At 71.9% G+C, this 22,517-nt stretch carries 19 protein-coding genes; 9 read left to right on the top strand and 10 right to left on the bottom strand.

Going from position 1 to position 22,517, the window contains the following annotated elements; genetic code table 11:
* Positions 1 to 75 precede the first annotated feature (75 nt).
* The 4 genes from ACIOMQ_RS15775 to ACIOMQ_RS15760 form a co-directional block, all read right to left on the bottom strand.
* Positions 76 to 1,611, bottom strand: coding sequence for a molybdopterin-dependent oxidoreductase (locus ACIOMQ_RS15775; protein ID WP_401755573.1), 1,536 nt, complete (start codon positions 1,609 to 1,611; stop codon positions 76 to 78).
* A gap of 89 nt (positions 1,612 to 1,700) precedes the next feature.
* Positions 1,701 to 3,137: a deoxyribodipyrimidine photo-lyase gene (locus tag ACIOMQ_RS15770; protein WP_362210191.1), complete on the bottom strand. Its 1,437-nt coding sequence runs from the start codon at positions 3,135 to 3,137 to the stop codon at positions 1,701 to 1,703.
* Positions 3,138 to 3,244: 107 nt separating this feature from the next.
* Positions 3,245 to 4,009, bottom strand: coding sequence for an anti-sigma factor domain-containing protein (locus tag ACIOMQ_RS15765; protein WP_401755387.1), 765 nt, complete (start codon positions 4,007 to 4,009; stop codon positions 3,245 to 3,247).
* Entirely contained in the window at positions 4,006 to 4,590 is a 585-nt protein-coding gene (locus ACIOMQ_RS15760; RefSeq protein WP_362210187.1) for a sigma-70 family RNA polymerase sigma factor, read from the bottom strand. Before ACIOMQ_RS15760 ends, ACIOMQ_RS15765 begins: the two co-directional genes overlap by 4 nt.
* A 191-nt stretch (positions 4,591 to 4,781) precedes the next feature.
* Here ACIOMQ_RS15760 and ACIOMQ_RS15755 point away from each other — a divergent pair, with 191 nt between their 5' ends.
* Positions 4,782 to 5,444: a PadR family transcriptional regulator gene (locus ACIOMQ_RS15755; protein ID WP_402189204.1), complete on the top strand. Its 663-nt coding sequence runs from the start codon at positions 4,782 to 4,784 to the stop codon at positions 5,442 to 5,444.
* Between the two features lie 189 nt (positions 5,445 to 5,633).
* Here ACIOMQ_RS15755 and ACIOMQ_RS15750 read toward each other — a convergent pair whose 3' ends face one another.
* Together ACIOMQ_RS15750 and ACIOMQ_RS15745 are read right to left on the bottom strand one after the other, a co-directional pair.
* Entirely contained in the window at positions 5,634 to 6,476 is an 843-nt protein-coding gene (locus tag ACIOMQ_RS15750; RefSeq protein WP_401755400.1) for a siderophore-interacting protein, read from the bottom strand.
* Between the two features lie 73 nt (positions 6,477 to 6,549).
* The gene (locus ACIOMQ_RS15745) at positions 6,550 to 7,458 is read right to left on the bottom strand and encodes a 5'-3' exonuclease H3TH domain-containing protein (protein ID WP_401267577.1); all 909 of its coding nucleotides are present in this window, start codon (positions 7,456 to 7,458) and stop codon (positions 6,550 to 6,552) included.
* Between the two features lie 425 nt (positions 7,459 to 7,883).
* Between ACIOMQ_RS15745 and ACIOMQ_RS15740 the strand changes: the two genes are divergently transcribed.
* The 4 genes from ACIOMQ_RS15740 (at position 7,884) to ACIOMQ_RS15725 (ending at position 13,014) form a co-directional block, all read left to right on the top strand.
* Positions 7,884 to 8,957 carry a glycine betaine/L-proline ABC transporter ATP-binding protein gene (locus ACIOMQ_RS15740; RefSeq protein ID WP_402127715.1) on the top strand — a complete coding sequence of 358 codons (1,074 nt, stop codon included), beginning with the start codon at positions 7,884 to 7,886 and terminating at the stop codon, positions 8,955 to 8,957.
* Complete coding sequence (locus ACIOMQ_RS15735) at positions 8,950 to 11,583, top strand: ABC transporter permease/substrate binding protein (protein WP_402189202.1); 2,634 nt, start codon at positions 8,950 to 8,952, stop codon at positions 11,581 to 11,583. Before ACIOMQ_RS15740 ends, ACIOMQ_RS15735 begins: the two co-directional genes overlap by 8 nt.
* 162 nt (positions 11,584 to 11,745) lie before the next feature.
* On the top strand, positions 11,746 to 12,291 hold the full coding sequence (locus ACIOMQ_RS15730; protein ID WP_362210172.1) for a helix-turn-helix domain-containing protein: 546 nt from the start codon (positions 11,746 to 11,748) through the stop codon (positions 12,289 to 12,291).
* A gap of 15 nt (positions 12,292 to 12,306) precedes the next feature.
* Complete coding sequence (locus ACIOMQ_RS15725) at positions 12,307 to 13,014, top strand: helical backbone metal receptor (protein ID WP_362210169.1); 708 nt, start codon at positions 12,307 to 12,309, stop codon at positions 13,012 to 13,014.
* On the opposite strand, the gene ACIOMQ_RS15720 is transcribed toward ACIOMQ_RS15725, so the two are convergent.
* On the bottom strand, positions 12,953 to 14,104 hold the full coding sequence (locus ACIOMQ_RS15720) for a TDT family transporter (RefSeq protein ID WP_401938741.1): 1,152 nt from the start codon (positions 14,102 to 14,104) through the stop codon (positions 12,953 to 12,955). The two genes, ACIOMQ_RS15725 and ACIOMQ_RS15720, sit on opposite strands and share 62 nt — an antisense overlap.
* A gap of 70 nt (positions 14,105 to 14,174) precedes the next feature.
* On the opposite strand from ACIOMQ_RS15720, the gene ACIOMQ_RS15715 reads away from it, so the two are divergent.
* Positions 14,175 to 15,098 (top strand): LysR family transcriptional regulator, encoded by a 924-nt coding sequence (locus ACIOMQ_RS15715; protein ID WP_362210163.1) that lies wholly within the window; start codon positions 14,175 to 14,177, stop codon positions 15,096 to 15,098.
* A gap of 147 nt (positions 15,099 to 15,245) precedes the next feature.
* On the opposite strand, the gene ACIOMQ_RS15710 is transcribed toward ACIOMQ_RS15715, so the two are convergent.
* Positions 15,246 to 16,016: a gamma-glutamyl-gamma-aminobutyrate hydrolase family protein gene (locus tag ACIOMQ_RS15710; RefSeq protein WP_401938738.1), complete on the bottom strand. Its 771-nt coding sequence runs from the start codon at positions 16,014 to 16,016 to the stop codon at positions 15,246 to 15,248.
* A 120-nt stretch (positions 16,017 to 16,136) separates the two neighbouring features.
* Complete coding sequence (locus ACIOMQ_RS15705; protein WP_401938735.1) at positions 16,137 to 16,865, bottom strand: FadR/GntR family transcriptional regulator; 729 nt, start codon at positions 16,863 to 16,865, stop codon at positions 16,137 to 16,139.
* A 76-nt stretch (positions 16,866 to 16,941) separates the two neighbouring features.
* Between ACIOMQ_RS15705 and ACIOMQ_RS15700 the strand changes: the two genes are divergently transcribed.
* The 3 genes from ACIOMQ_RS15700 to ACIOMQ_RS15690 are packed head-to-tail and all read left to right on the top strand — an operon-like array spanning position 16,942 to position 20,495.
* Positions 16,942 to 18,309 (top strand): glutamine synthetase family protein, encoded by a 1,368-nt coding sequence (locus ACIOMQ_RS15700; RefSeq protein WP_362210157.1) that lies wholly within the window; start codon positions 16,942 to 16,944, stop codon positions 18,307 to 18,309.
* Between the two features lie 8 nt (positions 18,310 to 18,317).
* On the top strand, positions 18,318 to 19,697 hold the full coding sequence (locus ACIOMQ_RS15695; protein WP_401267356.1) for an aldehyde dehydrogenase family protein: 1,380 nt from the start codon (positions 18,318 to 18,320) through the stop codon (positions 19,695 to 19,697).
* Positions 19,698 to 19,703: 6 nt separating this feature from the next.
* Complete coding sequence (locus ACIOMQ_RS15690; protein ID WP_401755412.1) at positions 19,704 to 20,495, top strand: 3-oxoacyl-ACP reductase; 792 nt, start codon at positions 19,704 to 19,706, stop codon at positions 20,493 to 20,495.
* A gap of 295 nt (positions 20,496 to 20,790) precedes the next feature.
* Here the strand turns inward: ACIOMQ_RS15690 and ACIOMQ_RS15685 are convergent, their stop codons facing one another.
* Entirely contained in the window at positions 20,791 to 21,993 is a 1,203-nt protein-coding gene (locus ACIOMQ_RS15685; protein WP_401267354.1) for an amino acid deaminase/aldolase, read from the bottom strand.
* Positions 21,994 to 22,517: the final 524 nt, after the last annotated feature.

The raw sequence follows: 22,517 nt of genomic DNA, 5'->3' as shown, positions 1-22,517 counted from the left end.
GCTCCGTGGAGCAGTCCGTGGAGCAGTCCGTGGAGCAGTCCGTGGAGCGGGTGGTGCGGTCGGGGAGGCCCCGGCTCAGGGCACGTGGACCGTCACCGAGTGCCAGCCGGTCGCGCCGTCGGGCACGGTGCCGACGCGAACGCCGGTCTGGGTGGCGCCGGTTCCGTCGGTGGCGCGGACCTCCAGGGTGTGGTCGCCGGACGTGGCGGGCCACTCCCACACCCACTGGCGCCAGGTGTCCCGGGTGTCAGCGGCGGCCAGCCGGGCCGTGTGCCACTCCCCGCCGTCCACCCGGACCTCGACGCGGGAGATGCCGCGGTGCTGGGCCCAGGCCACCCCGGCCACCGGCACGGTGCCGGCCTTCGGCGAGGCGAACGGACGGGGCGTGTCGATCCGTGACTCGGTCTTGACCGGCGCCTGTTGGGACCAGGACCGCACGACCCAGTAGGCGTCGTACGCATCGAACGTGGTGAGCTCGATGTCCTTGATCCACTTGCAGGCCGACACATATCCGTACAGGCCGGGAACGACCATCCGGACCGGGAAGCCGTGCTCGAAGGGCAGCGGCTCGCCGTTCATGCCGAAAGCGAGCATCGCGTCGCGCCCGTCCATGACTGTCTCGACCGGGGTGCCGATCGTCATGCCGTCGACGGAACGCGCCACGATCTGGTCGGCGGGGCCGCCCTTCGACGGAGGGCGCACTCCGGCCTCGCGCAACAGATCCGCCAGCCGCACACCGAGCCATCTGGCGTTGCCGACGTAAGGACCGCCGACCTCGTTGGACACGCAGGCCAGCGTGATGTCGCGCTCGATGACCTCCCTTCGCAGCAGGTCGTGGAAGCCGACGGTGACGGGCCGCTCCACTCCCTTGCCGTGGATCCTCAGCCGCCACGCGCCGGCATCGACGCGCGGCACGACCAGAGCCGTGTCCACCCGGTAGAAGTCCTTGTTCGGGGTGATGAAGGGGCTCAGGCCCCGGATCCTCAGATCGGCGCCCGCCGGGACGGCCGGTGCGGCGGACCGGGGCGCCGGGAGGACCAGGTCGTGCCGCGAGGCGGTGGCCCCGGCCTGGACGGAGGACGTGAGCCGCCGTCCCAGGAATCCCGCGCCCGCCGAGACCGCTGCCGTCGCCGTCGCCGCGACCACGAAGCCGCGGCGGTCGAGGGTGCCGTACGGCTCGCCGTCCCCCTCCCCGGCCGCGGGAGAGGGGAGGTGAGCCGGTGTGAGCCGTCCGACCAGGAGGTACAGCGCGCCGGCGGCCACCGCGGCACCCACCACGGAAGGCAGCGCGTCGGCCGGTGCGCCTTCCGGACGCCCCACCGCCGACACCGCCCCGACCAGACCGAAGACCAGGACGGCGGCGGAACCGAGCCGCCGGTGCCGCAGCGCCAGCATTCCGATCCCCAGGGCGAAGAGTGCCAGGAGAACCAGGATCCCGAGCTGGAGCACCAATTTGTCGTCCGTGCCGAAGTTCCGTACGGCGAAGTCCCGCACGGCCGGGGGAGTGCGGTCGATGACCGCGCTCCCCACCGCCGCGACCGGGCCCGCCTCGGGACGTACGACCGCCGCCGCCAGTTCGGCCACGGCGAGGGCGCAGAATCCGGCGATCAGACCGCCGAGCGCGGCGAGAGCGGCGCGTGTCCGGCGGGACCGCCGGGCCGGGGAGGCTCCGGGCCGGTGCGAGTTGTTCCGGTCTTTCGTCACACGGGGGATTCGTTGCCGGGCGGCCCGAGGATGGGTCCGTCACCCGATCGGACCCATGCAGCCTCCGGTCGGCCGAGACTCCTGGCCCGCTCGAAACGGGCACGGGCCTCGGTGAGATCCACGAGCGGCTCCGGGTAGTCCAGCCCGGCCCGTTCCGGTCCGGGAAGCGTCCACGGCTCGTGGACGGCGCGGCCCTCCAGGCCGGCCAGTTCGGGAACCCAGCGGCGCACGTAGTCGCCCCGCGGATCGAATCTCCTGCCCTGGACCACCGGATTCAGGACCCGGTTGGGCCGGGTGTCGGTCCCGGTACCCGCCATCCACTGCCAGTTGAGCTGGTTGTTCGCCAGGTCGCCGTCCACCAGCAGATTCAGGAAGTGCCGGGCGCCCACCCGCCAGTCCACGTACAGCGTCTTGGTGAGGAAGCTCGCCACCACCATCCGGCCCCGGTTGTGCATCCAGCCCTCGTGCGCCAGCTGCCGCATCGCCGCGTCGACCAGCGGATAGCCGGTGCGCCCCGCGCGCCACGCCTCGGCCTCGTCCTCGTCGGTCCGCCAGCGGTCCCGGCGCGGACGGTAGTCGTCCCAGGCGGCGTCCGGCCTGGCGGCGAGCACCTGGTGATGGAAGTCCCGCCACGCCAGCTGCCGGACGAACGCGTCGGCGCCGGGCGTCCCCTTGCGCCGCGCCCGGTGGACCACTTCGGCCGCCGAGAGGCAGCCGAAGTGGAGGTACGGGGAGAGTCTGGACGTCGCGTCACCGGCCAGGTCGTCGTGGGAGTTCCCGTAGTCGGCCAGGGGACCGTCCAGCCACGCCGACAGCAGCCGGCGTCCGGCGCTCTCGCCGCCCCCGGCGAGTCCGGGGGAGGTCCCGGCCACCTCCTCCCGTCGCGGCAGCGGCTCGGACGCCACGCCCGGCGGCAGCCGCACCGCGCGCGGAGCGGCGAGCGTGCCCCTCACGCCCGTCGCCTCCCAACGGCGGAAGTAGGGGGTGAACACCGCGTAGTGATCACGGCCGGACGGGACGACCGTGCCCGGCGCGAGCGCGGTGACAACGGCGTCATGGACGTGCAGGATGCAGCCGGCGGCTGCCAGGGCCGAGCGCAGGCGCTCCTCACGGCGCAGCGCGTACCCGCTCACTCCGCCCGCGATGTGCAGGCTGTGCGCGCCGGTCTCCGCGACCACGGCGAGGGCACCGGCCACGACCTCCTCGTCGCGGACCACCAGCCGGCCGCCGCGCCGTCGCAGCTGCGCGTCCAGATCGGCCAGGCAGTCGGCGAGGAACGCCTGCCGGTTGGGCGCCTCGAACCCGGTTCGACGGATGCCGGTGTCCCGTACGAACAGGGGGACGACGTGGTCGGCGTCGCGCACCGCGGAATGCAGCACGGGGCTGTCGTGCAGCCGTAGGTCGGAGGTGAACAGTGCCACCGAAACGGTCATGGTCGAGCACCTTTCGGGCCGCGCGGGGCGGTGGCCGGGCCGGGGACGGGAGGTCGGGTCGGGCGCGGAGGCCGGGGGCCGGGCGCTCGGGCCGGGACGGGGTCGGGTCAGGCGCTCGGGAAGTCCAGCAGGGCCATCGGGGCGGACGTCGGCTGCGCGGATCCGCCGGCCGGTTCCATGGTGATGCCTACGCCGGTGGCGCTGCCGACGGGACCGTCCAGCAGCGTCGCGTGCGGCGCCGGCGAGGTGTCCGCCGCCGCTATGAGGCCCGCGGAACGCATGGTGCCGCCGTCGTCGAACCACAGCTGGTACACCTTGCCGCCGGGTGGTTCCCGCATCCCCGACGCCAGGAAGACGGCGCGGTCCTCCTGCTTCGAAACGACCACGGTGCCCTTCGCCCCGTTCCCGAGCGTGCGCGATCCGGCACGGGCGTCGGGTGCCGCCAGGACCTGGGCCAGCTCCGTGTTCTGCCGCTGTGCGGCACGGGCGTCCTGCCGGGCGGTCCGGGCCTCCTGGTTCTGCCACACGGCGATTCCGCCCAAGCCCGCCGCGGCCGCCAGACATGCGGCGAGGGCGAATCCCGGCCACCGGCCGGTCCGTCCCGCACCCCTCCCGGCGCGAGACGGCCGGCCGTGCGCCGGGGACTCCTGACGCACGGTCGTGATCTCCCGCAGCACCCGGTCGCGCAGCGCGCGCGGCGGGGCCCCGGCCACCGCGAGCCCGAGCCGGGTGGCGGTCTCCGACAGCTCGCGCACCTCCACGGCGCAGGCCGCGCAGTCGCCGAGATGCCGTTCGAAGTTCCGCCGCTCGGCCTCCGGCAGGGCGTGCAGGGCATAGGCCCCGGTCAGCGTGTGCAGTCCGGCGCTGCTCACGAGCCCACCCCGAGGCAGTCGCGCAGCCGGATCAGTCCGTCGCGCAGCCGTGTCTTGACCGTCCCGAGCGGTACGGAGAGCAGCTCCGACACCTCGCGATACGTCAGACCCCGGTAGTAGGCGAGGTCGACGGACTGCCGTTGCAGCTCGGAGAGCGTCCGCATGCAGCGGCGGACCTGTTCGCGTTCCAGCCGGCTCTCGACCTGCTCGGTGACCTCGTCGAACGCGGGCGTACGGTCCAGCAGCGCAGCGCTGTACTCACGCGCCGCGGACGCCTCGGCCGAGCGCACCCGGTCCACGGCGCGGCGATGGGCCAGTGTCAGCACCCAGTTCATCGCGCTGCCGCGGTCCGCCCGGAAGCGGGGGGCGGTTCGCCACACCTCGACCAGTACCTCCTGCGCGACCTCCTCCGACTGGGCGGGATCGCGCAGCACGCTCCGCACCAGCCCGAGGACAGGCCCGCTGACCGTGTCGTACACCTTGGTGAAGGCGTCCTGGTCGCCCCGGGCGACCATCCCCAGAAGCTCCTGGAGATCGGGCCCCGCCGAGGGTGCTCGGCTGATGTGCACGGCTTCCTTCACGCGGGTTTCCTTCCTGATCGCGCGTCGGTCCTCCGAAGTGATCCGGACTCGACGGCGGTACGGATTGGTCGGTGCGCCCGATATTTCCACGCCTCACGAATTACGCGATACATCGCGGTTGACGCGTCCGGGTGAACGCGATATACTCGCCCGCGAGTATTCGGTGACGAGGTCGAAGGGCGGCAAAGGCGATGGCGAAGCGGCGCAAGCTCACCAATCCGCTGGCGCTGACGGTCATGGTGCTGCTCGCCGAGCGCTCCATGCATCCGTACGAGATCGCCCAGACGCTTCGCCGACGCGGCAAGGAATACAGCGTCAAGATCAATTTCGGTTCGCTGTACACCGTCGTCCAGAACCTGGAGAAGCACGGTTACGTCGAGGTCGCGGGCGTGCAGCGGCAGGGCAACCGCCCCGAGCGCACGCTCTACGGCATCACGGAGGCCGGGCGGGCGGAGACGGTCGACTGGCTCTCCGATCTGCTCGCCGTTCCGGCCGCCGAGTACCCGGTCTTCGAGACGGCGCTCTCGCTTCTGCCGGTGCTGCCGCCGGAGGAAGTGGCGGAGCTGATGGAGACCCGGAAGGCGGCCCTGGAGGTCCGGGCCGCGGCGCTCCGGGGGGTCCTCGGCCAGCTGGGGGGGAAGCTCCCCCGCATCTTCGTCGTCGAGACCGAATACCAGCTCCACATGATCGACGCACAGCTGGAGTGGATCAAGAGCTTCCACAAGGAACTCGTCGACGCCACGATCGGCGGCATCGAGGAGTGGAGGTCCTTCCATGAAACCGGTGAAGTCCCGCAGGACTGGCAGGACTTGGACGAGCAGGAAATCGTCCTGAACCCGGAGCGGAAGGCGTAGCACAGGACCGAAGAGAGAGCAGGACCCCGGCGGGAGCTGTTGGAGCAGCGACCGCCGGGGTCTCGAACCCCGGACCGGCCATGCCGTGAAGGCGAGCCGGGCGATCGAGGTGCGGCACACCCAGGATAGCCCGGCGCTCTTCACGCGGATCGGCACGGAAGTGAGCCGGTGTACGGAAGCGGGCCGGTGCTACGCGGCCTTCTCCTGCTCGCGCTCCACCTGGGCGTTCCACTCGCGCTTGACCGAGCGCCAGGCGTCGTCGTTCTGGCCGAGCCGCCAGTAGCCCGAGATCGACAGCTGGGGGAGCGGGATCGCGCGGTCCAGGCGCAGGTGGCGGCGGATCTCCTTCACGAAGCCCGCCTCGCCGTGGACGAACGCCCGGACCTCGCCCGCCGGGAACTCCAGTTCCTTCACCGCGGCGGTCAGCGCCTCGCCGACCGGGCGCTCCCCGCGGTGCAGCCAGGTCACCTCGACGCCGTCGGGCGCCACGATCTTCTGCTCCTCCGCCGCGTCCGCCACCTCGACGAACGCGTGCACCACCGCGCCCTCCGGCATCTGTTCCAGGGCCGCCGCGATGGCGGGGAGGGCGCTCTCGTCGCCGGCCAGCAGGTGCCAGTCCGCCGAGGCGTCCGGGCTGTAGCCCCCACCCGGACCGAGGAACGTCACCTGATCGCCCGGGGCCGCCCGCAGGGCCCAGGGGCCGGCGAGGCCCTCGTCGCCGTGGACCACGAAGTCGATGGCCAGCTCCCGGGCGACCGGATCCCAGGAGCGCACCGTGTACGTCCGGGTGGTGGGCCACAGCTCCCGGGGCTGCTCCTCGCGGATGCGTGCCATGTCGAACGGGTGCGCGTAGTCGGCGCCCTCGGGGGCGAAGCAGAGCTTGACGTAATGGTCGGTGAACCCGGCGAGCCCGAAGTCGGCGAGACCGTCACCGCCGAGCACCACGCGGACCATGTGCGGAGTGATCTGCTCGGTGCGCAGGACGTGGGCTCCCTGCGCCTTCGGTGCCTGCCGTGCCGGTCGTTCTGCCACGAGGTTCTCCCTGCTCCGATTGCTTAGGCTTACCTAAGTTAGCATCTCGGCCGGGCGCTGTGGAGGGCCGGAGTCAAGCGCGCAGCGCGGAGAGCAGCCGTTGCAGCGCACCGCCCAGTCCCCACTGCTTCGCGAGGGCTTCGAGTGCGACGGGGTCGCGTGGCTCGGAGGGCAGCGCGGGGTCGAACCCCGGCAGGGGTACGTCACCGGCGACGCGGACCACCTTCGGCGCGACGGCCATGTAGTCCCGCGCCCCGTCGAGCCGCTTGCGCTGCGAGGGCGTCAGTGCGGCGGCCGGATCGTCGACGGCGGCCATGATTCCGGCCAGATCGCCGAAGGCGTCCAGCAGCTTCGCGGCCGTCTTCTCGCCGATGCCCGGGACGCCGGGCAGCCCGTCGCTCGGATCGCCGCGCAGCAGGGCCAGATCGGCGTAGCCGGAGCCGTCCACCCCGTACTTCTCCCGCAGCCACGCCTCGTCGGTCAGCTGGAGCGAGCCGACCCCCTTCAGTGGGTAGAGCACCCGGACCCCGCGGGCGTCGTCGACCAGCTGGTAGAGATCCCGGTCGCCGGTGACGATGTCCACGGGGCCGGTGGCCAGGCCGGTGAGCGTGCCGATCACGTCGTCCGCCTCGTAGCCCGCGACGCCGACCCGGGCGATGCCGAGCGCGTCGAGCACGTCCTCGATGACCGGTACCTGCGGGGCCAGGGTGTCGGGCGTCTCCTCCTCGTCGGGCAGCCCCTCGCCGGTCTCCACCGCGACCCGGTGCGCCTTGTACGAAGGGATCAGCTCCACCCGCCAGTGCGGGCGCCAGTCCGCGTCCATGCAGGCGACCAGGTCGTCCGGACGGTGGTCCTGCACCAGGCGCCCGATGAAGTCGAGCAGCCCGCGTACGGCGTTGACCGGTGTCCCGTCCGGGGCGCGCACCGAATCGGGAACCCCGAAGTAGGCGCGGTAGTAGAGGGAGGCGGTGTCGAGGAGCATCAGGCGTCGCGTCACACCCCGATGATGCCGCACCCCACCGACACCGGTCGTCGCACCGCAGCGACGCCCGCTGGGCCCGACCTCACCGGCGCCGGCCGCGGGGCTCTGCCGACGCCCGCCGGGACACCTCGCCGACGCCGGTCGTGGCGGACGCCCGCGCCGAACGGCCGGAGCCGAGGGCTCCGCTCAAATGTGACCTGGATCACTCTTGCGTTTGGCTCGTGTAAGCGAGGGCAGGCGCGCAGCCGGAGCGGATCACGTAGCAATTTCAACTAGTGCACGTGCCATGCGGGCCGAACCCGCGTCGCTCCACGGTCTGCCGGAGGGGGTGGCAGACCGTTTTCGGTTCAACGCGCGAGGTGTATGTGTCAAGGCTGCAAGCCGAGCACTTGTACAAAGTGTTCGGCAGACGACCCGATCAAGCCGTGCAGAAGCTCGAAAGCGGCGCCGACCGCGACGAGCTGCGCGCCGACGGAACGACCGCAGCGGTGATCGACGCCTCGTTCACCGTGGAACCGGGACAGATCTTCGTCGTGATGGGTCTGTCCGGGTCCGGAAAGTCCACGCTGCTGCGCATGCTCAACGGACTTCTGGAGCCCACAGCCGGACGCGTGCTGTTCGACGGCCAGGACCTGACCGCCCTGAGCCCCGCCGAGCTGCGCCACGTCCGGTCCTCCAAGATCAGCATGGTGTTCCAGCACTTCGCGCTCTTCCCCCACCGGAGCGTGCTGGAGAACGCCGCGTACGGCCTGGAGGTGCAGGGTGTGCCGCGCGCCGAGCGCGAGAAGCGCGCCGCCGAGGCGCTGGAGCTGACCGGCCTCGCCGGCTGGGAGAAGTCCTGGCCAGACGAGCTCTCCGGCGGCATGCAGCAGCGCGTCGGCCTGGCCCGCGCCCTGGCCACCGACGCCGACCTGCTGCTGATGGACGAGTCCTTCAGCGCGCTCGACCCGCTGATCCGCCGCGACATGCAGGACCAGCTGCTCGAACTGCAGAAGCGTCTGAAGAAGACCATCGTCTTCATCACCCACGACCTCAACGAGGCCATGCGCCTCGGCGACCGCATCGCCGTGATGCGCGACGGGAGAATCGTCCAGCTCGGTACCGCCGAGGACATCCTCGTCACCCCGGCCAACGACTACGTCGCCTCGTTCACCCAGGACGTCGACCGCACCCGGGTGCTGACCGCGGGCGCCATCATGGCCGAGCCGCACACCGTCATGGGCACCACCACGGACGACGGCGAGGAACTGCGCAACGCCGCCGACGTCCTCAGGGCGGCTCCGGCCACCGTCACCGAATCCACGCCGATCATCGAGCTCTTCACGCCCTGTTCGCGGAGCGGAGTCGCGGTCGCCGTGGCCGACGCCAAGGGGAAGCTGGTCGGCGTCGTGCCGCGCGCCCGGCTGCTCGCCGTCCTCGGTGAGCCGATGACTCCCACCGAGGCCCCGCAGGGCGTCAGGCCCGGAGCGGCCGGCACGAAGAAGGTGGCCAGTGTTTAGGCTGCCTCTCGGTGACTGGGTCGACTCCGCGGTCGACTGGCTGCAGACCCACCTGTCCTGGCTGTTCGACGCGATCAGCTCGATCGTCAGCGGCATGTTCGACGGCATAGCCGCCGTGCTCTCCGCCCCCGCACCGCTGCTCTTCGCGGGCATCGTCGCCGTCATCGCCTGGTGGCTGCGGGGTCTGCTCGCGGGGGTGCTCGCCTTCGTCGGCTTCGCGGTCGTCGACTCCGTCGAGCTGTGGGACGAAGCGATGGACACCCTCACGCTGGTGCTCGTCGCCACCATCATCGCGCTGGTGCTGGCCGTACCGCTGGGCATCTGGGCGTCCCGTTCCAAGACTGTCAGCGCGGTGACCCGGCCGGTCCTGGACTTCATGCAGACCATGCCCGCCATGGTCTATCTGATCCCCGGCGTCATCTTCTTCGGCGTCGGCGTGGTGCCCGGCATCATCGCCACCATCATCTTCTCGCTGCCCCCGGGCGTCCGGATGACCGAGCTCGGCATCCGCCAGGTCGACGGCGAGCTCGTGGAGGCGGCCGAGGCCTTCGGCACCACCCGGCGCAACACCCTGCTGCGGGTGCAGCTGCCGCTCGCCCTGCCCACGATCATGGCGGGCATCAACCAGGTCATCATGCTGGGCCTGTCCATGGTGGTCATCGCCGGCATGGTCGGCGGCGGCGGCCTCGGCGGCGCCGTCTACCGCGCCATCGGCAACGTCGACGTCGGCCTCGGCTTCGAGGCGGGCATCTCCATCGTCATCGTGGCGATGTACCTGGACCGCATGACCGGCGCGCTCGGCCGCGAGGTCTCCCCGCTCGCCCGCCGCGCGCTCGCCAGGGCGCAGTCGATGTCCGGCGGGCTGAAGATCTGGAGCCACCGCCCGCAGCCCGTCGTCGCGGTCGTCGGCGTCGTCGTCCTCGCGCTCGTCGCGGGCGGCATGGGCCTCTTCGGCTCCTCCGACGCGGACAAGGCCACCACTGCTGGTGCCTCGGACGTCGGCGCGGGCAAGAAGATCAGCATGGGGTACATCCCGTGGGACGAGGGCATCGCCTCCACCTTCCTCTGGAAGGAGATGCTGGAGCGGCGCGGCTTCGAGGTCGACGTCAAGCAGTACGAGGCCGGTGCGCTCTACACCGGTATGGCCAACGGCCAGATCGACTTCGAGACCGACTCCTGGCTCCCGGTCACCCACGCCAGCTACTGGAAGAAGTACCGGGACCGCCTGGAGGACATGGGCTCCTGGTACGGCCCCACCTCGCTGGAACTGGCCGTCCCCTCCTACGTGAAGGACGTCCGGACCCTGGACGACCTCAAGGGCAGGTCCTCGCAGTTCAAGGGCCGGATCGTCGGCATCGAGCCGAGCGCCGGCGAGATGGGCCTGCTCAAGGACAAGATCCTGCCGGGCTACGGCCTGGACAAGGAGTACAAGGTCGTCGACGGATCCACGCCGTCGATGCTGGCGGAGCTGAAGCGGGCGTACGCCAAGAAGGAACCGATCGTCGTCCCGCTCTGGTCGCCGCACTGGGCGTACAACCAGTTCGAACTGACCAAGCTCAAGGACCCGAAGGACCTCTGGGGCAAGGGCGACGGCATCCACACCCTGGCCCGCAAGGGCTTCGCCGCCGACAACCCCGAGGTCGGCAGCTGGCTCAAGAACTTCAAGATGAGCGAGGACCAGCTCACCAGCCTTGAGGCAGAGATCCAGAAGTCCGGCTCCGGCAACGAGCAGAAGGCCGTCCGTACCTGGCTGAAGGCCAACCCGGGCGTCGCCGACAAGTGGACCCCCGTCGCCGGGGCCCCCGCGGCCAAGAGCGCGGGCGGCAAGGACGAGCGGGACCGCGCCGTCGAGATGGCCTGGTTCCCGTGGGAGGAGGACATCGCCGCCACGTACCTGTGGAAGGCGGTCCTGGAGGAGCGCGGCTACAAGGTCAACCTCAAGCAGTTCGAGGTCGGCCCGATGTACACCGCGATGTCCCGCGGCCAGATCGATGTGCAGTTCGACGGGTGGCTGCCGTACACCCAGAAGAACTACTGGGACAAGTACGGCTCCCGGCTGACCGACATCGGTTCGTGGTACGGCCCGACGTCCATCGAGGTCGCGGTGCCCTCGTACGTGAAGGACGTCACGTCCCTCGCCGACCTCAAGGGCAAGTCGTCTCAGTTCAAGGGCCGGATCGTCGGCATCGAGCCGGGCACCGCCACGATGGAGAACCTCAAGAAGAACGTGCTGCCGACGTACGGCCTGGACAAGGAGTACAAGGTCGTCGACTCCTCGACGCCCGGCATGCTGGCCGAGCTGAAGCGGGCGTACGCCAAGAAGGAGCCCGTCGCGGTGCTGCTCTGGACGCCGCACTGGGCGTACAACGAGTTCGGCATGACCAAGCTGAAGGACCCGGAGAAGGCCTTCGGCGACGGCGACCGGCTGCACACCATCGCCGGCAAGGACTTTCCGCGGAACTACCCGCAGCTGACGAAGTGGTTCAAGGACTTCAAGCTGAGCGAGGACCAGCTCGCCGGTCTGGAGAACCAGATCCAGAAGCTCGGTGCGGGCCATGAGGAAGAGGCCGTGAAGGCCTGGATGCAGAAGAACCCGGGCATCGCGGACACGATGGCTCCGCAGTAGGGCCTCGACAGGGCCCGGAACACGGGAAGGGGTGGGCACCGCCGGTGGCGGGCCCGCCCCTTCCGGCTGTCCGGAAGACGCTCATCCACCGGCCGACCTTGCGCAACCGTGTGCGTAATGTGCTGGCAGCCGGAAGGATGACGAGTCGGGAGGGAGCCGGACATGGACGAGAAGGAAGCACTCCGCGTGGGCGCCGCGGTCCGCCGACAGCGCAGATCCCTGGGGCTCACACTGGCCGCGGTCGCCACGCGCAGCGGCCTGTCCGTGCCGTTCCTCAGCCAGATCGAGAACGAGCGGGCCCGGCCCAGCGCCCGCTCGCTGGACCGGGTCGCCGAAGCCCTGGAGACCACCACGGCACGGCTGCGCGCCGCGGCGGACTCGGCACGCGCCGTCGAAGTCGTGCGGGCGGGCGAGGGCGACGGGGTGCGCAGGGTGGTGCGCGGCCGCCATCAGCTCAGCGCGCTGGAGTTCACCGGTGAGCTCGACCTCGGGCGCGAGTTCCAGCACCGCAACGACGAGGTGATGTATGTGGCGCAGGGGGCCGCGGAAGTGGAGGCCGAAGGGCAGGCGTACCGGCTGGAACAGGGCGACACGCTGTTCCTGTCCGGCGGGGTGCGGCACCGTTGGCGGGCCACGGTGCCCGGTACGCGGCTGCTGGTCGTCGCGGTCGCCGAGCACATCGACGCCACCTTCGACCCGCGTCGCTGAGAGGGGCTGTCCGCCGTGCGAGTCGTCTCCCTGGTGCCCTCGCTCACCGAGGCCATCGCCGTCACCGCCCCGGGCACGCTGGCCGGCGTCACCGACTGGTGCACCCACCCGCCCGGCCTGACCGCCGCGCGTATCGGCGGCACCAAGAATCCCGATGTGGCGGCGATCGCCGCGCTCCGGCCCGATCTCGTCGTCGCCAACGAGGAGGAGAACCGGGCTCCGGACCTCGCGGCGATCGGGGCCGCCGGGATCGAGGTGCTCGTCACCACGATCCGCACCCTCGACCAGGCCTTCGAGGAGCTGGAACGGCTCCTTGCCGTCGTCTGCGGGCAGGCCAGGCCCCGCTGGCTGGACGAGGCCGAGGCCGCCTGGGCCGCGCTCCCGCCGCCCCGCGCCCCGCGTCGTGCGGTCGTGCCGATCTGGCGCAGGCCCTGGATGGTGCTGGGCCGCGACACCTTCGCCGGGGACCTGCTGGCCCGGCTCGGCGTCGAGAACGTCTACGCGGACCACGCCGAGCGCTATCCCCGTATCCCGCTCGACGTGCTCAACGCGGCCGGCGCCGACCTCGTCGTCCTGCCCGACGAGCCGTACCGCTTCACCGCGGACGACGGGCCGGAGTCCTTTCCCGGACTGCCCGCCGCACTCGTCGACGGGCGGTTTCTCACGTGGTACGGGCCGTCACTGGCGCAGGCGCCTGCGGCGCTGCGAGCAGCGCTCCGCTGAGCAGTCCGCGCAGCGTCCGGAACCCGGCCACCGCCCACGCCGTCACCAGCAGCACGTACAGCGCGACGGCCAGCCAGGTGTACGCCGTGAGGCCGGTGTGCCGGGCCAGGCCGGCGGCGCCCGTGACACACGTGCCGACCGGGAAGGTGAAGCCCCACCACGTCATGCTGAAGGTCATGCCGTTCCGCACGGCCCGCACCACCAGCGCGACGGCCAGTGCCAGCCACATCAGCGCGAAGCCCATCACGGGCACCCCGTACAGCACGGCGAACACTCCCAGGCCCGAGGCGTACGGCTCCCCGATCGCTCCCGGAGCCACATCGGCGAGCTGATTGACCGCGGTCGTCGACTGGCCCAGCGGGCCCAGGACCAGGAACAGCGTGGGGGTCAGCGCGAGCGGCAGCGGGCCCTGATGGACGAGCCGGGCGAAGATCAGCGGCAGCATCACCAGCGTGGCGAGCAGGCTCAGACCGAACATCGCGTAGCAGGCCAGCAGCATCGCCTCCCGCCACTGGCCGGCCGGGAGCTCCGGCACCAGCAGCGGACCGAGCGCCGCGGAGACCATCGGCGCCACCACCGGAAGCAGCCACACCGGCGACGCGGTGCCGGGCTCGATCCGGTGGCGTACGACCATCAGATACGGGATCGCGACCGCGGCGGCCAGCCCGATCACCGTGCCCGCCGTGTACAGCACCACGTCCAGGGCCAGGGCAGCCCCGTGTCCGACGACGTCCCGGCCGACCACCATCGACGAGCCGCCGACCGCCAGCAGGGCCATCGAGAGACAGCCGTAGAACGGGGCGACGGCGGGGTCGAGCAGATGGGTGCGTGCCTGGTCGCGATGGGCGATCCAGTGCCCGGTGCGGGCCGTGAGCACCACGGCGAGCATGATTGCCGCGAGTGCCCACACCACCGTGCAGGCGCCGCGCAGTCCCGGGACGTGCACGGGCAGCGTGGCGCCCGCGCTCGCGACGATCGCGGTGCCCATGACGCTCGCGTACCAGTTGGGGCCGAGGTGCCGCAGCTGAGGGAGCCGCAGGGCGGCCGGATACGGGGCTGGGGACTGCTGCGTCTGCGGAAAGATGGCCATGCCACGATTTTCGCGGCGCAGGCGGAGTCCCACCAGGGACGCTGTGTCTATGAGGTCATAAGCTGGCTTTATGACCGGCGAAGAACATGTCCCTCTCTTCCATCGGGTTCCCGACCTCGGTGCCCTGGAGCTGCTGCTCGCGGTCGCCCGGCACGGCAGCCTGGGGCGTGCGGCACGGGACGTCGGCGTCACCCAGCCCGCGGCCAGCAGCCGTATCCGGTCGATGGAGCGCCAGCTCGGCCTGGCCCTGCTGGACCGTTCGCCGCGCGGCTCCCGCCTCACCGACGCGGGCGCGCTGGTCACCGACTGGGCGCGCCGGATCGTCGAGGCGGCCGAGGCGTTCGACGCCGGCGCGCAGGCGCTGCGCGACCGGCGGGACTCCCGGCTCCGGGTCGCCGCCTCCATGACCATCGCCGAATACCTGCTGCCGGGCTGGCTGATAGCCCTGCGGGCCGAACGGCCGGACACCGCCGTCTCGCTGCTCGCCGGGAACTCGGCGGCGGTCGCGGGGCGGCTGCTCGTCGGCGAGGCCGACCTCGGCTTCGTGGAGGGCCTGTCCGTGCCGGAGGGCCTCGACGGCACGGTCATCGCCCACGACCGGCTGGTCGTCGTGGTCGCCCCGTCCCACGCCTGGGCCCGCCGCCGTACGCCCCTGACCCCGCAGGAGCTGGCCGCGACCCCGCTGATCCTGCGGGAGCACGGCTCCGGCACCCGCCAGGTCCTGGACGCGGCGCTGGCCGTGCACGGCGGCCTCGCCCAGCCCCTGCTCGAACTCTCCTCGACGACCGCGGTGAAGGGAGCGGCGGAGAGCGGCGCCGGGCCGTGCGTCCTGAGCGAGCTGGCCCTGGGGGAGGAGCTGTCCTCCAGGCGCCTGGTCAAGATTCCGGTCGCCGGGGTGCGGCTGAGGCGGCAGCTGCGGGCGGTCTGGCCGTCCGGCCACCGCCCGACGGGGCCGGCGCGCGATCTGCTGTCGCTGACGGGACAGGACAGGTAGCCGGGACGGGGCCGGTGGCCGACGGGACAGGGCAGGTAGCCGACGGGACGGACGGGTGGCCGACGGGACGCGTGGCGGGCCGCGCGCCGATTCGTTCCGCGTGCGCTCCCCGAAGCCGGGTGCGCTTCCCGAAGCCGCGGGTACCCCTCAGGGCCGCGAGCGTTCGCCGGCCGCCGTCCTCCGCGCCGGCGCGAGGTCCTCGAACGGCGTACGGGCCGGGACCAGCCGGGCCGTCGAGGCCGCGACCAGTGCCCGCGCCAGCCGGGTGTCGTCGCCCATCTCCGGGTGCCACTGCACCCCGAGCACCCACCGCGGCCCGGGTAGTTCGATCGCCTCGACCGTGCCGTCCGCCGCGTGCGCGGACGCCACGAGGCCCGGCGCGAGCCGCTCCACGCACTGGTGGTGGTAGGTGGGGACGGCGGACTCCTCGGGCACGATCGACGCGTAGAGCGTGTCCCGCACGGGCGTCACGGGGTGCACGCCGAGGACTCCGGTCGCGCCCAGCGGGCCGGCGTGACCGTCGAGATGCTGGGTCAGAGTGCCGCCGAGCGCGACATTGAGCAGCTGCATGCCCCGGCAGACGCCGAGCACCGGTGTGTCCGACTCCAGCGCGGCCTCGATCAGGGCCAGCTCCCAGGCGTCGCGCTCCCGCGCGGGCGGGCCGGTCCGGAAGTCGCGCTCCGCGCCGTACCGCCCGGGTTCCACATCGGCGCCGCCCGCGATCACGAGACCGTCCAGCCGGGCCACCGCGGCCGCGGCACGGGCGGAGTCGTCCGGCGGGAGCAGCGCGGCCAGGCCGCCGGAGCGCTGGATCATCCGCGGATAGGCGGCCGGGAGAAGAGCCGCGGGCAGCTCCCAGACACCCCAGCGGGCCACGGGCTCCAGGTAGGTGGAGACGCCGATGAGAGGTTCGGACACGGGGTGGTCCCTCCGGTCGGCCGCCCGCTCGGGCGGACTCGGTTCCATGGCTTCAATGGTGGCAGAGATTACCTTTGCATTTCCGGGAGTTGCGCACCGAAGCGGAACCAGTGGCCCCGGTCAGGTCAGGAACCCGCGCAGCAGCGCGGCAGTGCCGGCGCAGTGCTCGCGCATCACCGCACGCGCGGCCTCCGCGTCCCCGTCGAGAACCGCCTCGACGAGACTCGTGTGCTGATGCTGCGAATGCTCCAGGTTCCGCACGAGCAGCGGTATGCAGTCCAGGAGATCGTTCACGGTGGCCCGGACGGCGGCGTACTGCGCGGTCAGCGACGCGGAGCCGGAGAGTTCGGCCAGGGTCAGGTGGAACAGGGTGTCGCGCCTGCGGTACTCGGGCAGAGGTGCTTCGTGAGTCGCCGTCAGAGCCGTACGCAGCCGGTCCGCGCCCTCGTCCGTCAGTCCCTGTGCCGCGCACAGTCCGGCCGCCCCGGCCTCCAGCACCTCGCGGAAGCGCAGCACGTCCTCGATGTCGACGGACTCCACCTTCCGGCGCAGCTCGTCCTCGCCGGTGCTGCCGGTGCGGGGCAGCACGAACGTGCCGCCGTACCGCCCGCGCCTGCTCTCCACCAGGCCCTGGTCCTGGAGGACCTTCAGCACCTCGCGCAGGGTGACCCGGCTGATCCCCAGCAGCTCGGCCAGCTCGCGCTCGGCCGGCAGCCGCCCGCCGCCGGGCACCAGCCCGAGCCGGACCACCTGGAGGATCTGCTCCAGCGCCTCCTCGAAGCCGTTTCCCGCCCGGACGGGCCGCAGTACGGGCATCAGGCGGTCGGTGGACCCGCTTTCCTCGGCCATGGCCCGTTTTCCCTTCACAATTAATGGTTCTTTCGCATACCTTAAGCCTTCCGGCTGACCGAAGGAGGAGTATCCCGTGGCAGACCGAACACCACCGCTGGGGATCGAGGAGCTGCGCGCCCTCGTCGCGAGCGGTGAGATCGACACCGTCGTCCTCGCCTTCCCCGACATGCAGGGACGGTTGCAGGGCAAGCGGTTCGCCGCCGGATTCTTCCTCGACGAGGTCCTGGAGCACGGCACCGAGGGATGCAACTACCTCCTCGCCGTCGACACCGACATGAACACCGTCGACGGATTCGAGATGTCCTCCTGGGAGCGCGGCTACGGCGACTTCGCCATGCACGCCGACCTCTCCACCCTGCGCCGGGTGCCCTGGAACGAGGGCACGGCCATGGTCATGGCCGACCTCGCCCAGGAGGACGGCTCGCCCGTCGCCGCCGCGCCCCGCCGGATCCTGACCCGCCAGCTGGAACGCCTGGCCGAGCTCGGCTGCACCGCCCACGTCGGCACCGAACTCGAATTCATCGTCTTCAAGGACACCTACGAGCAGGCCTGGGACCGCAACTACCGCGATCTGACCCCGGCCAACCAGTACAACATCGACTACTCCGTCCTCGGCACCGGCCGCGTCGAGCCGCTGCTGCGCCGCATCCGCAACGAGATGGCCGCCGCGGGCCTCACCGTCGAGTCGGCGAAGGGCGAGTGCAACCCCGGCCAGCACGAGATCGTGTTCCGCTACGACGAGGCCCTGGTCACCTGCGACCAGCACGCCGTCTACAAGACCGGCGCCAAGGAGATCGCCGCCCAGGAGGGGGTCGCACTCACCTTCATGGCCAAGTTCAACGAGCGCGAGGGCAACTCCTGCCACATCCACCTCTCGCTCCGGACCACCGACGGATCCGGGCGCGGTGTCATGGCGGGCGAGGACGGCGGCATGTCCCCGGTGATGCGCCACTTCCTCGCCGGGCAACTGGCCGCCCTGCGGGACTTCTCCCTCCTCTACGCGCCGAACATCAACTCCTACAAACGTTTTCAGCCGGGTTCCTTCGCCCCGACCGCCGTCGCCTGGGGCCACGACAACCGGACCTGCTCGCTCCGCGTCGTCGGTCACGGCCGCTCGATGCGCTTCGAGAACCGGCTGCCCGGCGGCGACGTCAACCCGTACCTCGCCGTCGCCGGAATGGTCGCGGCGGGCATCCACGGCATCGAGAAGGGCCTCGAACTCCCCGAGCCCTGCGCGAGCAACGCCTACACCGCCGACTACGACCACGTCCCCACCACGCTGCGCGAAGCCGCCGAACTCTGGGAGCGGAGCGAGATCGCCCGGGTGGCCTTCGGCGACGACGTCGTGGCCCACTACCGCAACATGGCCCGCGTCGAACTCGAAGCCTTCGACGCCGCAGTGACCGACTGGGAGCTCCGCCGCTCCTTCGAACGCCTGTGAGGCACTGAGTGACCACACCCGACCACCCGGTGGAACACCGCGTACTCAACCCGGCGACGGAAGAACTCCTCGCCACCGTCCCGTCCACCCCCGCCGCCGAGGTCGACACGGCGGTCGTCCGGGCCGCGGCGGCCCAGCGCACCTGGGCCGCCCTCGCCCCCGCCGACCGCGCCCGGCTGCTGCGCCGCTTCGCCGCCGCCGTCGACGGCGAGGTCGAACAACTGGCCCGACTGGAGGTCCAGGAGGCCGGCCACACCCTCGGCAACGCCCGCTGGGAAGCGGCCAACGTCCGCGATCTGCTCGACTACGCCGCCGGCGGAGTGGAACGACTCGCCGGCCGCCAGATCCCGGTTCCCGGCGGGCTCGACGTCACCCTCCTCGAACCCCTCGGCGTCATCGGCGTGATCGCCCCGTGGAACTTTCCCCTGCCGATCGCCGCATGGGGCCTCGCGCCCGCGCTCGCCGCCGGCAACGCCGTACTCCTCAAGCCCGCCGAGACCACCCCGCTCACCGCCCTGCGGCTGGCCCGGATCGCCCTGGACGCGGGCCTTCCCGAACATCTCCTCCAGGTGCTGCCGGGCGCCGGTGACGTGACCGGCGACGCCCTGGTCGCACACCCCGGCGTAGCCAAGATCGTCTTCACCGGCTCCACCCGGGTCGGCAAGCGGATCATGGCCAAGTGCGCCGACCGGGTGAAGCGGCTCACCCTCGAACTCGGCGGCAAGAGCCCCAACATCGTCTTCGCCGACGCCGACATCGAGGCCGCCGCGGCCGCCGCGCCCATGGCGTTCCTGGACAACGCGGGCCAGGACTGCTGCGCCCGCACCCGCATCCTGGTCCAGCGGTCCGCGTACGACCGCTTCCTGGAACTCCTCGCCCCCGCGATCGAGTCGGTCGTCGTGGGCGACCCGTCCGACGAGAACACCCTGATGGGCCCGCTGATCTCCCGGGAGCAGCGGGAACGGGTGCGCGGTTACGTCCCGGAGGGCGCGACCGCCCTCCGGGGCAAGGCGCCCGAAGGGCCCGGCTTCTGGTTCCCGCCGACCGTCCTCACCGACGTCCGCCCGGACGCGCCCGTCGCCACCGAAGAGGTCTTCGGGCCGGTCGCCGTCGTCCTTCCCTTCGAGGACGAGGCCGACGCCGTCCGGCTCGCCAACGCGACGGAGTACGGCCTCGCCGGATCGATCTGGACTCGTGACGTGGGCCGCGCGCTGCGCGTCTCACAGGCGGTCCGGGCCGGGAACCTCTCCGTCAACTCCCACTCCAGCGTCCGCTACTGGACGCCTTTCGGCGGCTACAAGCAGTCCGGACTGGGCCGCGAACTCGGCCCCGACGCGCTCGCCGCATTCACCGAGACCAAGAACGTCTTCATCAGCACGGAGGCCTGAGCCGTCATGACCACCACCGACAGTGAGAACATCTGCCGCCGCCTCGTCGGCCGCACCGCCGTCATCACCGGGGCCGCCAGCGGCATCGGCCTGGCGACCGCACGCCGCCTGGCGTCGGAGGGTGCCCACGTCGTCTGCGGCGACATCGACGAGAAGGCGGGCAGGGCCGCGGCCGGGGAGGTCGGCGGCACCTTCGTACGCGTCGACGTCACCGACCCCGAACAGGTCGAGGCGCTGTTCCGGACCGCCTTCGACACCTACGGCTCCGTCGACATCGCCTTCAACAACGCGGGCATCTCCCCGCCCGACGACGACTCCATCCTCACCACCGGCCTGGAGGCGTGGAAGCGCGTCCAGGACGTCAACCTCACCTCCGTCTACCTCTGCTGCAAGGCCGCCCTGCCCTACATGCGCCGCCAGGGCCGCGGCTCGATCATCAACACCGCGTCCTTCGTCGCGATCATGGGAGCGGCCACCAGCCAGATCTCGTACACCGCCTCCAAGGGCGGTGTCCTCGCCATGTCCCGCGAACTGGGCGTGCAGTTCGCCCGCGAAGGCATCCGGGTCAACGCACTGTGCCCCGGACCGGTCAACACCCCGCTGCTCCAGGAACTGTTCGCCAAGGACCCGGAACGCGCGGCCCGCAGGCTCGTGCACATCCCGGTCGGCAGGTTCGCCGAGGCCACGGAGATCGCGGCGGCCGTCGCCTTCCTCGCGAGCGACGACTCCTCGTTCGTCAACGCCACCGACTTCCTCGTCGACGGAGGGATCTCCGGGGCGTACGTCACACCCCTCTAGGACCTTTCGGGACGTCGCGTACGCACGCCAACGGGGCCTGACCGGGCCTCCGTCGGCGGCGGAACCCCGGAGTGGGGGATGGGCGGCGCGACACCCCCGGCGGCCCCCGGGGCGTCGCGCTCGCCGTGGCCGGGCCGGTCGTCGTCCGCCACGCCTTCGACGCGGGGCCCGACGGACCGCCGCTCCCCCTCATGGACACCGTCACCGAGGGGGGACCCGGCCGATCGACGACAGCGGGACGAGCGGTGGCGTGGGCGGCTCCGCGGCGCCCCGAGCTCCTCGCGGTGACCCGCGTTCAGAGGAACGTGCGGCCCTCGCCCCGGTACGTCGGCACGGTCGCTGTGATCCGGTCGCCCTCGATCAGCTGCAACTCGTCGAAGCGCTCGCACAGTTCGCCGGCCTTCGCGTGCCGGAACCACACCTTGTCGCCGATCAGCAGATCGTCGGCCGGGGCGCCGAGCAGCGGGGTCTGCACCTCGCCGGGCCCCTCCTGCGGGTCGTAGCGCAGTCCCTCCGGCAGATACGGGACGGGCAGCCGGTCCGCACCCGCGGGCCCGGACGCCGGATAGCCGCCACCGAGGACCGTCACCACACCCACCCCCGGCCGGCGCACCACCGGCTGGGCGAACAGCGCCGCCGGACGCGCCGTGAACGATGTGTAGTTGTCGAACAGCCGCGGCACATAGAGCCCCGACCCGGCGGCGATCTCGGTCACCGCGCGCTCCGCCGCCGTGTGCTGCACACTGCCGGTGCCGCCGCCGTTCACGAACTCCAGGTCCGGCGCCACCGCCCGGACCGCCCGCACCACCTCGGCCCGCCGGGCCGCCAGCTCCTTGCGGCCCGCCGCCTGCATCAGCCGGATCGCCCGGGAGCGCAGCGGCCGCCCCGCGACCGAATCCCCCACCCCGGCGATATGCCCCTCGTACGCCATCAGCCCCACCAGGCGGAAGCCGGGCCTGCGCGCCACCGAGCGTGCCAGTTCGGCCAGTTGGGCGGGGGAGCGCAACGGTGAACGCAGGGCGCCGATCCTGACCCGGCCGCCGAGCAGCCGCAGCGAGGTGTCCAGCTCCAGACAGACCCGGATCTCCTCGCGGCCGCCGGCCCGCGCCGCGTCGATCAGCTCCAGCTGCGCGTGGTCGTCCACCATCACCGTCACAGCCGCGGCCAGCTTCGGATCGGCGGCCAGCTCCGCGAAGGCGGACCGGTCGGCCGACGGATAGGCCAGCAGTACGTCCTCGAATCCGGCCCGGGCCAGCCACAGCGACTCGGCCAGCGTGAACGACATGATCCCGGCGAACCCGGGCCGCGCGAGCACCCGCTCCAACAGGGCCCGGCAGCGCACCGACTTGCTCGCCACCCGGATCGGCTTCCCGGCGGCCCGGCGCACCAGATCGTCGGCGTTGGCATCGAACGCGTCCAGATCGACGACGGCGATCGGGGCGTCCAGATGGGCGGTGGCCCGGTCGTAGCGGGTCCGGTCAGCGGCGCGGGCAGTCATGGCCGCAGCTTGCCAGACGTCCGTACCGCTGGGTAGGGGGATGATCCGCGCAGATCGTCCAGGGGCGGGCCGCCCGCTCCCGCCGGGACCGCTCCACCCCGTAGAGTGACAGGCACGCGGCAACCAACGGGCCTGCCTGTGACGTCGATCCGCGCACGGTACGGAAGAGGACCAGGGGGGCGGATGAGTACCGAGGCGCAGCGGGCCCCTGTCCCGCCCCGCCCCACGGCCCCGCCAGGACCGGTGTCCGCAGATCCGGTGCAGGACCCCGCCGAACCCTCCACGGGCGCGTCCGCCCCGCCGTGTCCGCAGACCCCGCCGCCTGCGGCCGCCGCGCCCGCTCCCGCCGCTCAGCGGCACGAGCCGAAGCACCAACTGGAGACCGGGCCGAAGCGCGAGCCGAAGCACCAAACGGAGACCGGGCCGAAGCCGGTGGCGGCACCCCGGCCGGCGCCCGCACCCGAAGTTCCGGCCGAAGTCCCGCCCGTGGTTCCGCCCGAAGTCCCGTCGGCGCTCCCGCCCGT

This window comes from Streptomyces sp. NPDC087845 (assembly GCF_044742755.1).
Taxonomy (GTDB): Bacteria; Actinomycetota; Actinomycetes; order Streptomycetales; family Streptomycetaceae; genus Streptomyces.
Note: the sequence above shows the minus strand (reverse complement) of the source record. Positions and strands in the feature narration are given on the sequence as shown.

What these genes read in the sequence shown, in the direction of transcription:
- ACIOMQ_RS15745 (WP_401267577.1), bottom strand. Translation starts at nt 7,458, where the DNA reads ATGCTCCTCGACACCGCCTCCCTCTACTACCGCGCCTACTTCGGGGTT.
- ACIOMQ_RS15690 (WP_401755412.1), top strand. Translation starts at nt 19,704, where the DNA reads ATGACCACCACCGACAGTGAGAACATCTGCCGCCGCCTCGTCGGCCGC.
- ACIOMQ_RS15755 (WP_402189204.1), top strand. Translation starts at nt 4,782, where the DNA reads ATGGCGAAGCGGCGCAAGCTCACCAATCCGCTGGCGCTGACGGTCATG.
- ACIOMQ_RS15715 (WP_362210163.1), top strand. Translation starts at nt 14,175, where the DNA reads ATGACCGGCGAAGAACATGTCCCTCTCTTCCATCGGGTTCCCGACCTC.
- ACIOMQ_RS15730 (WP_362210172.1), top strand. Translation starts at nt 11,746, where the DNA reads ATGGACGAGAAGGAAGCACTCCGCGTGGGCGCCGCGGTCCGCCGACAG.
- ACIOMQ_RS15720 (WP_401938741.1), bottom strand. Translation starts at nt 14,104, where the DNA reads ATGGCCATCTTTCCGCAGACGCAGCAGTCCCCAGCCCCGTATCCGGCC.
- ACIOMQ_RS15685 (WP_401267354.1), bottom strand. Translation starts at nt 21,993, where the DNA reads ATGACTGCCCGCGCCGCTGACCGGACCCGCTACGACCGGGCCACCGCC.
- ACIOMQ_RS15770 (WP_362210191.1), bottom strand. Translation starts at nt 3,137, where the DNA reads ATGACCGTTTCGGTGGCACTGTTCACCTCCGACCTACGGCTGCACGAC.
- ACIOMQ_RS15705 (WP_401938735.1), bottom strand. Translation starts at nt 16,865, where the DNA reads ATGGCCGAGGAAAGCGGGTCCACCGACCGCCTGATGCCCGTACTGCGG.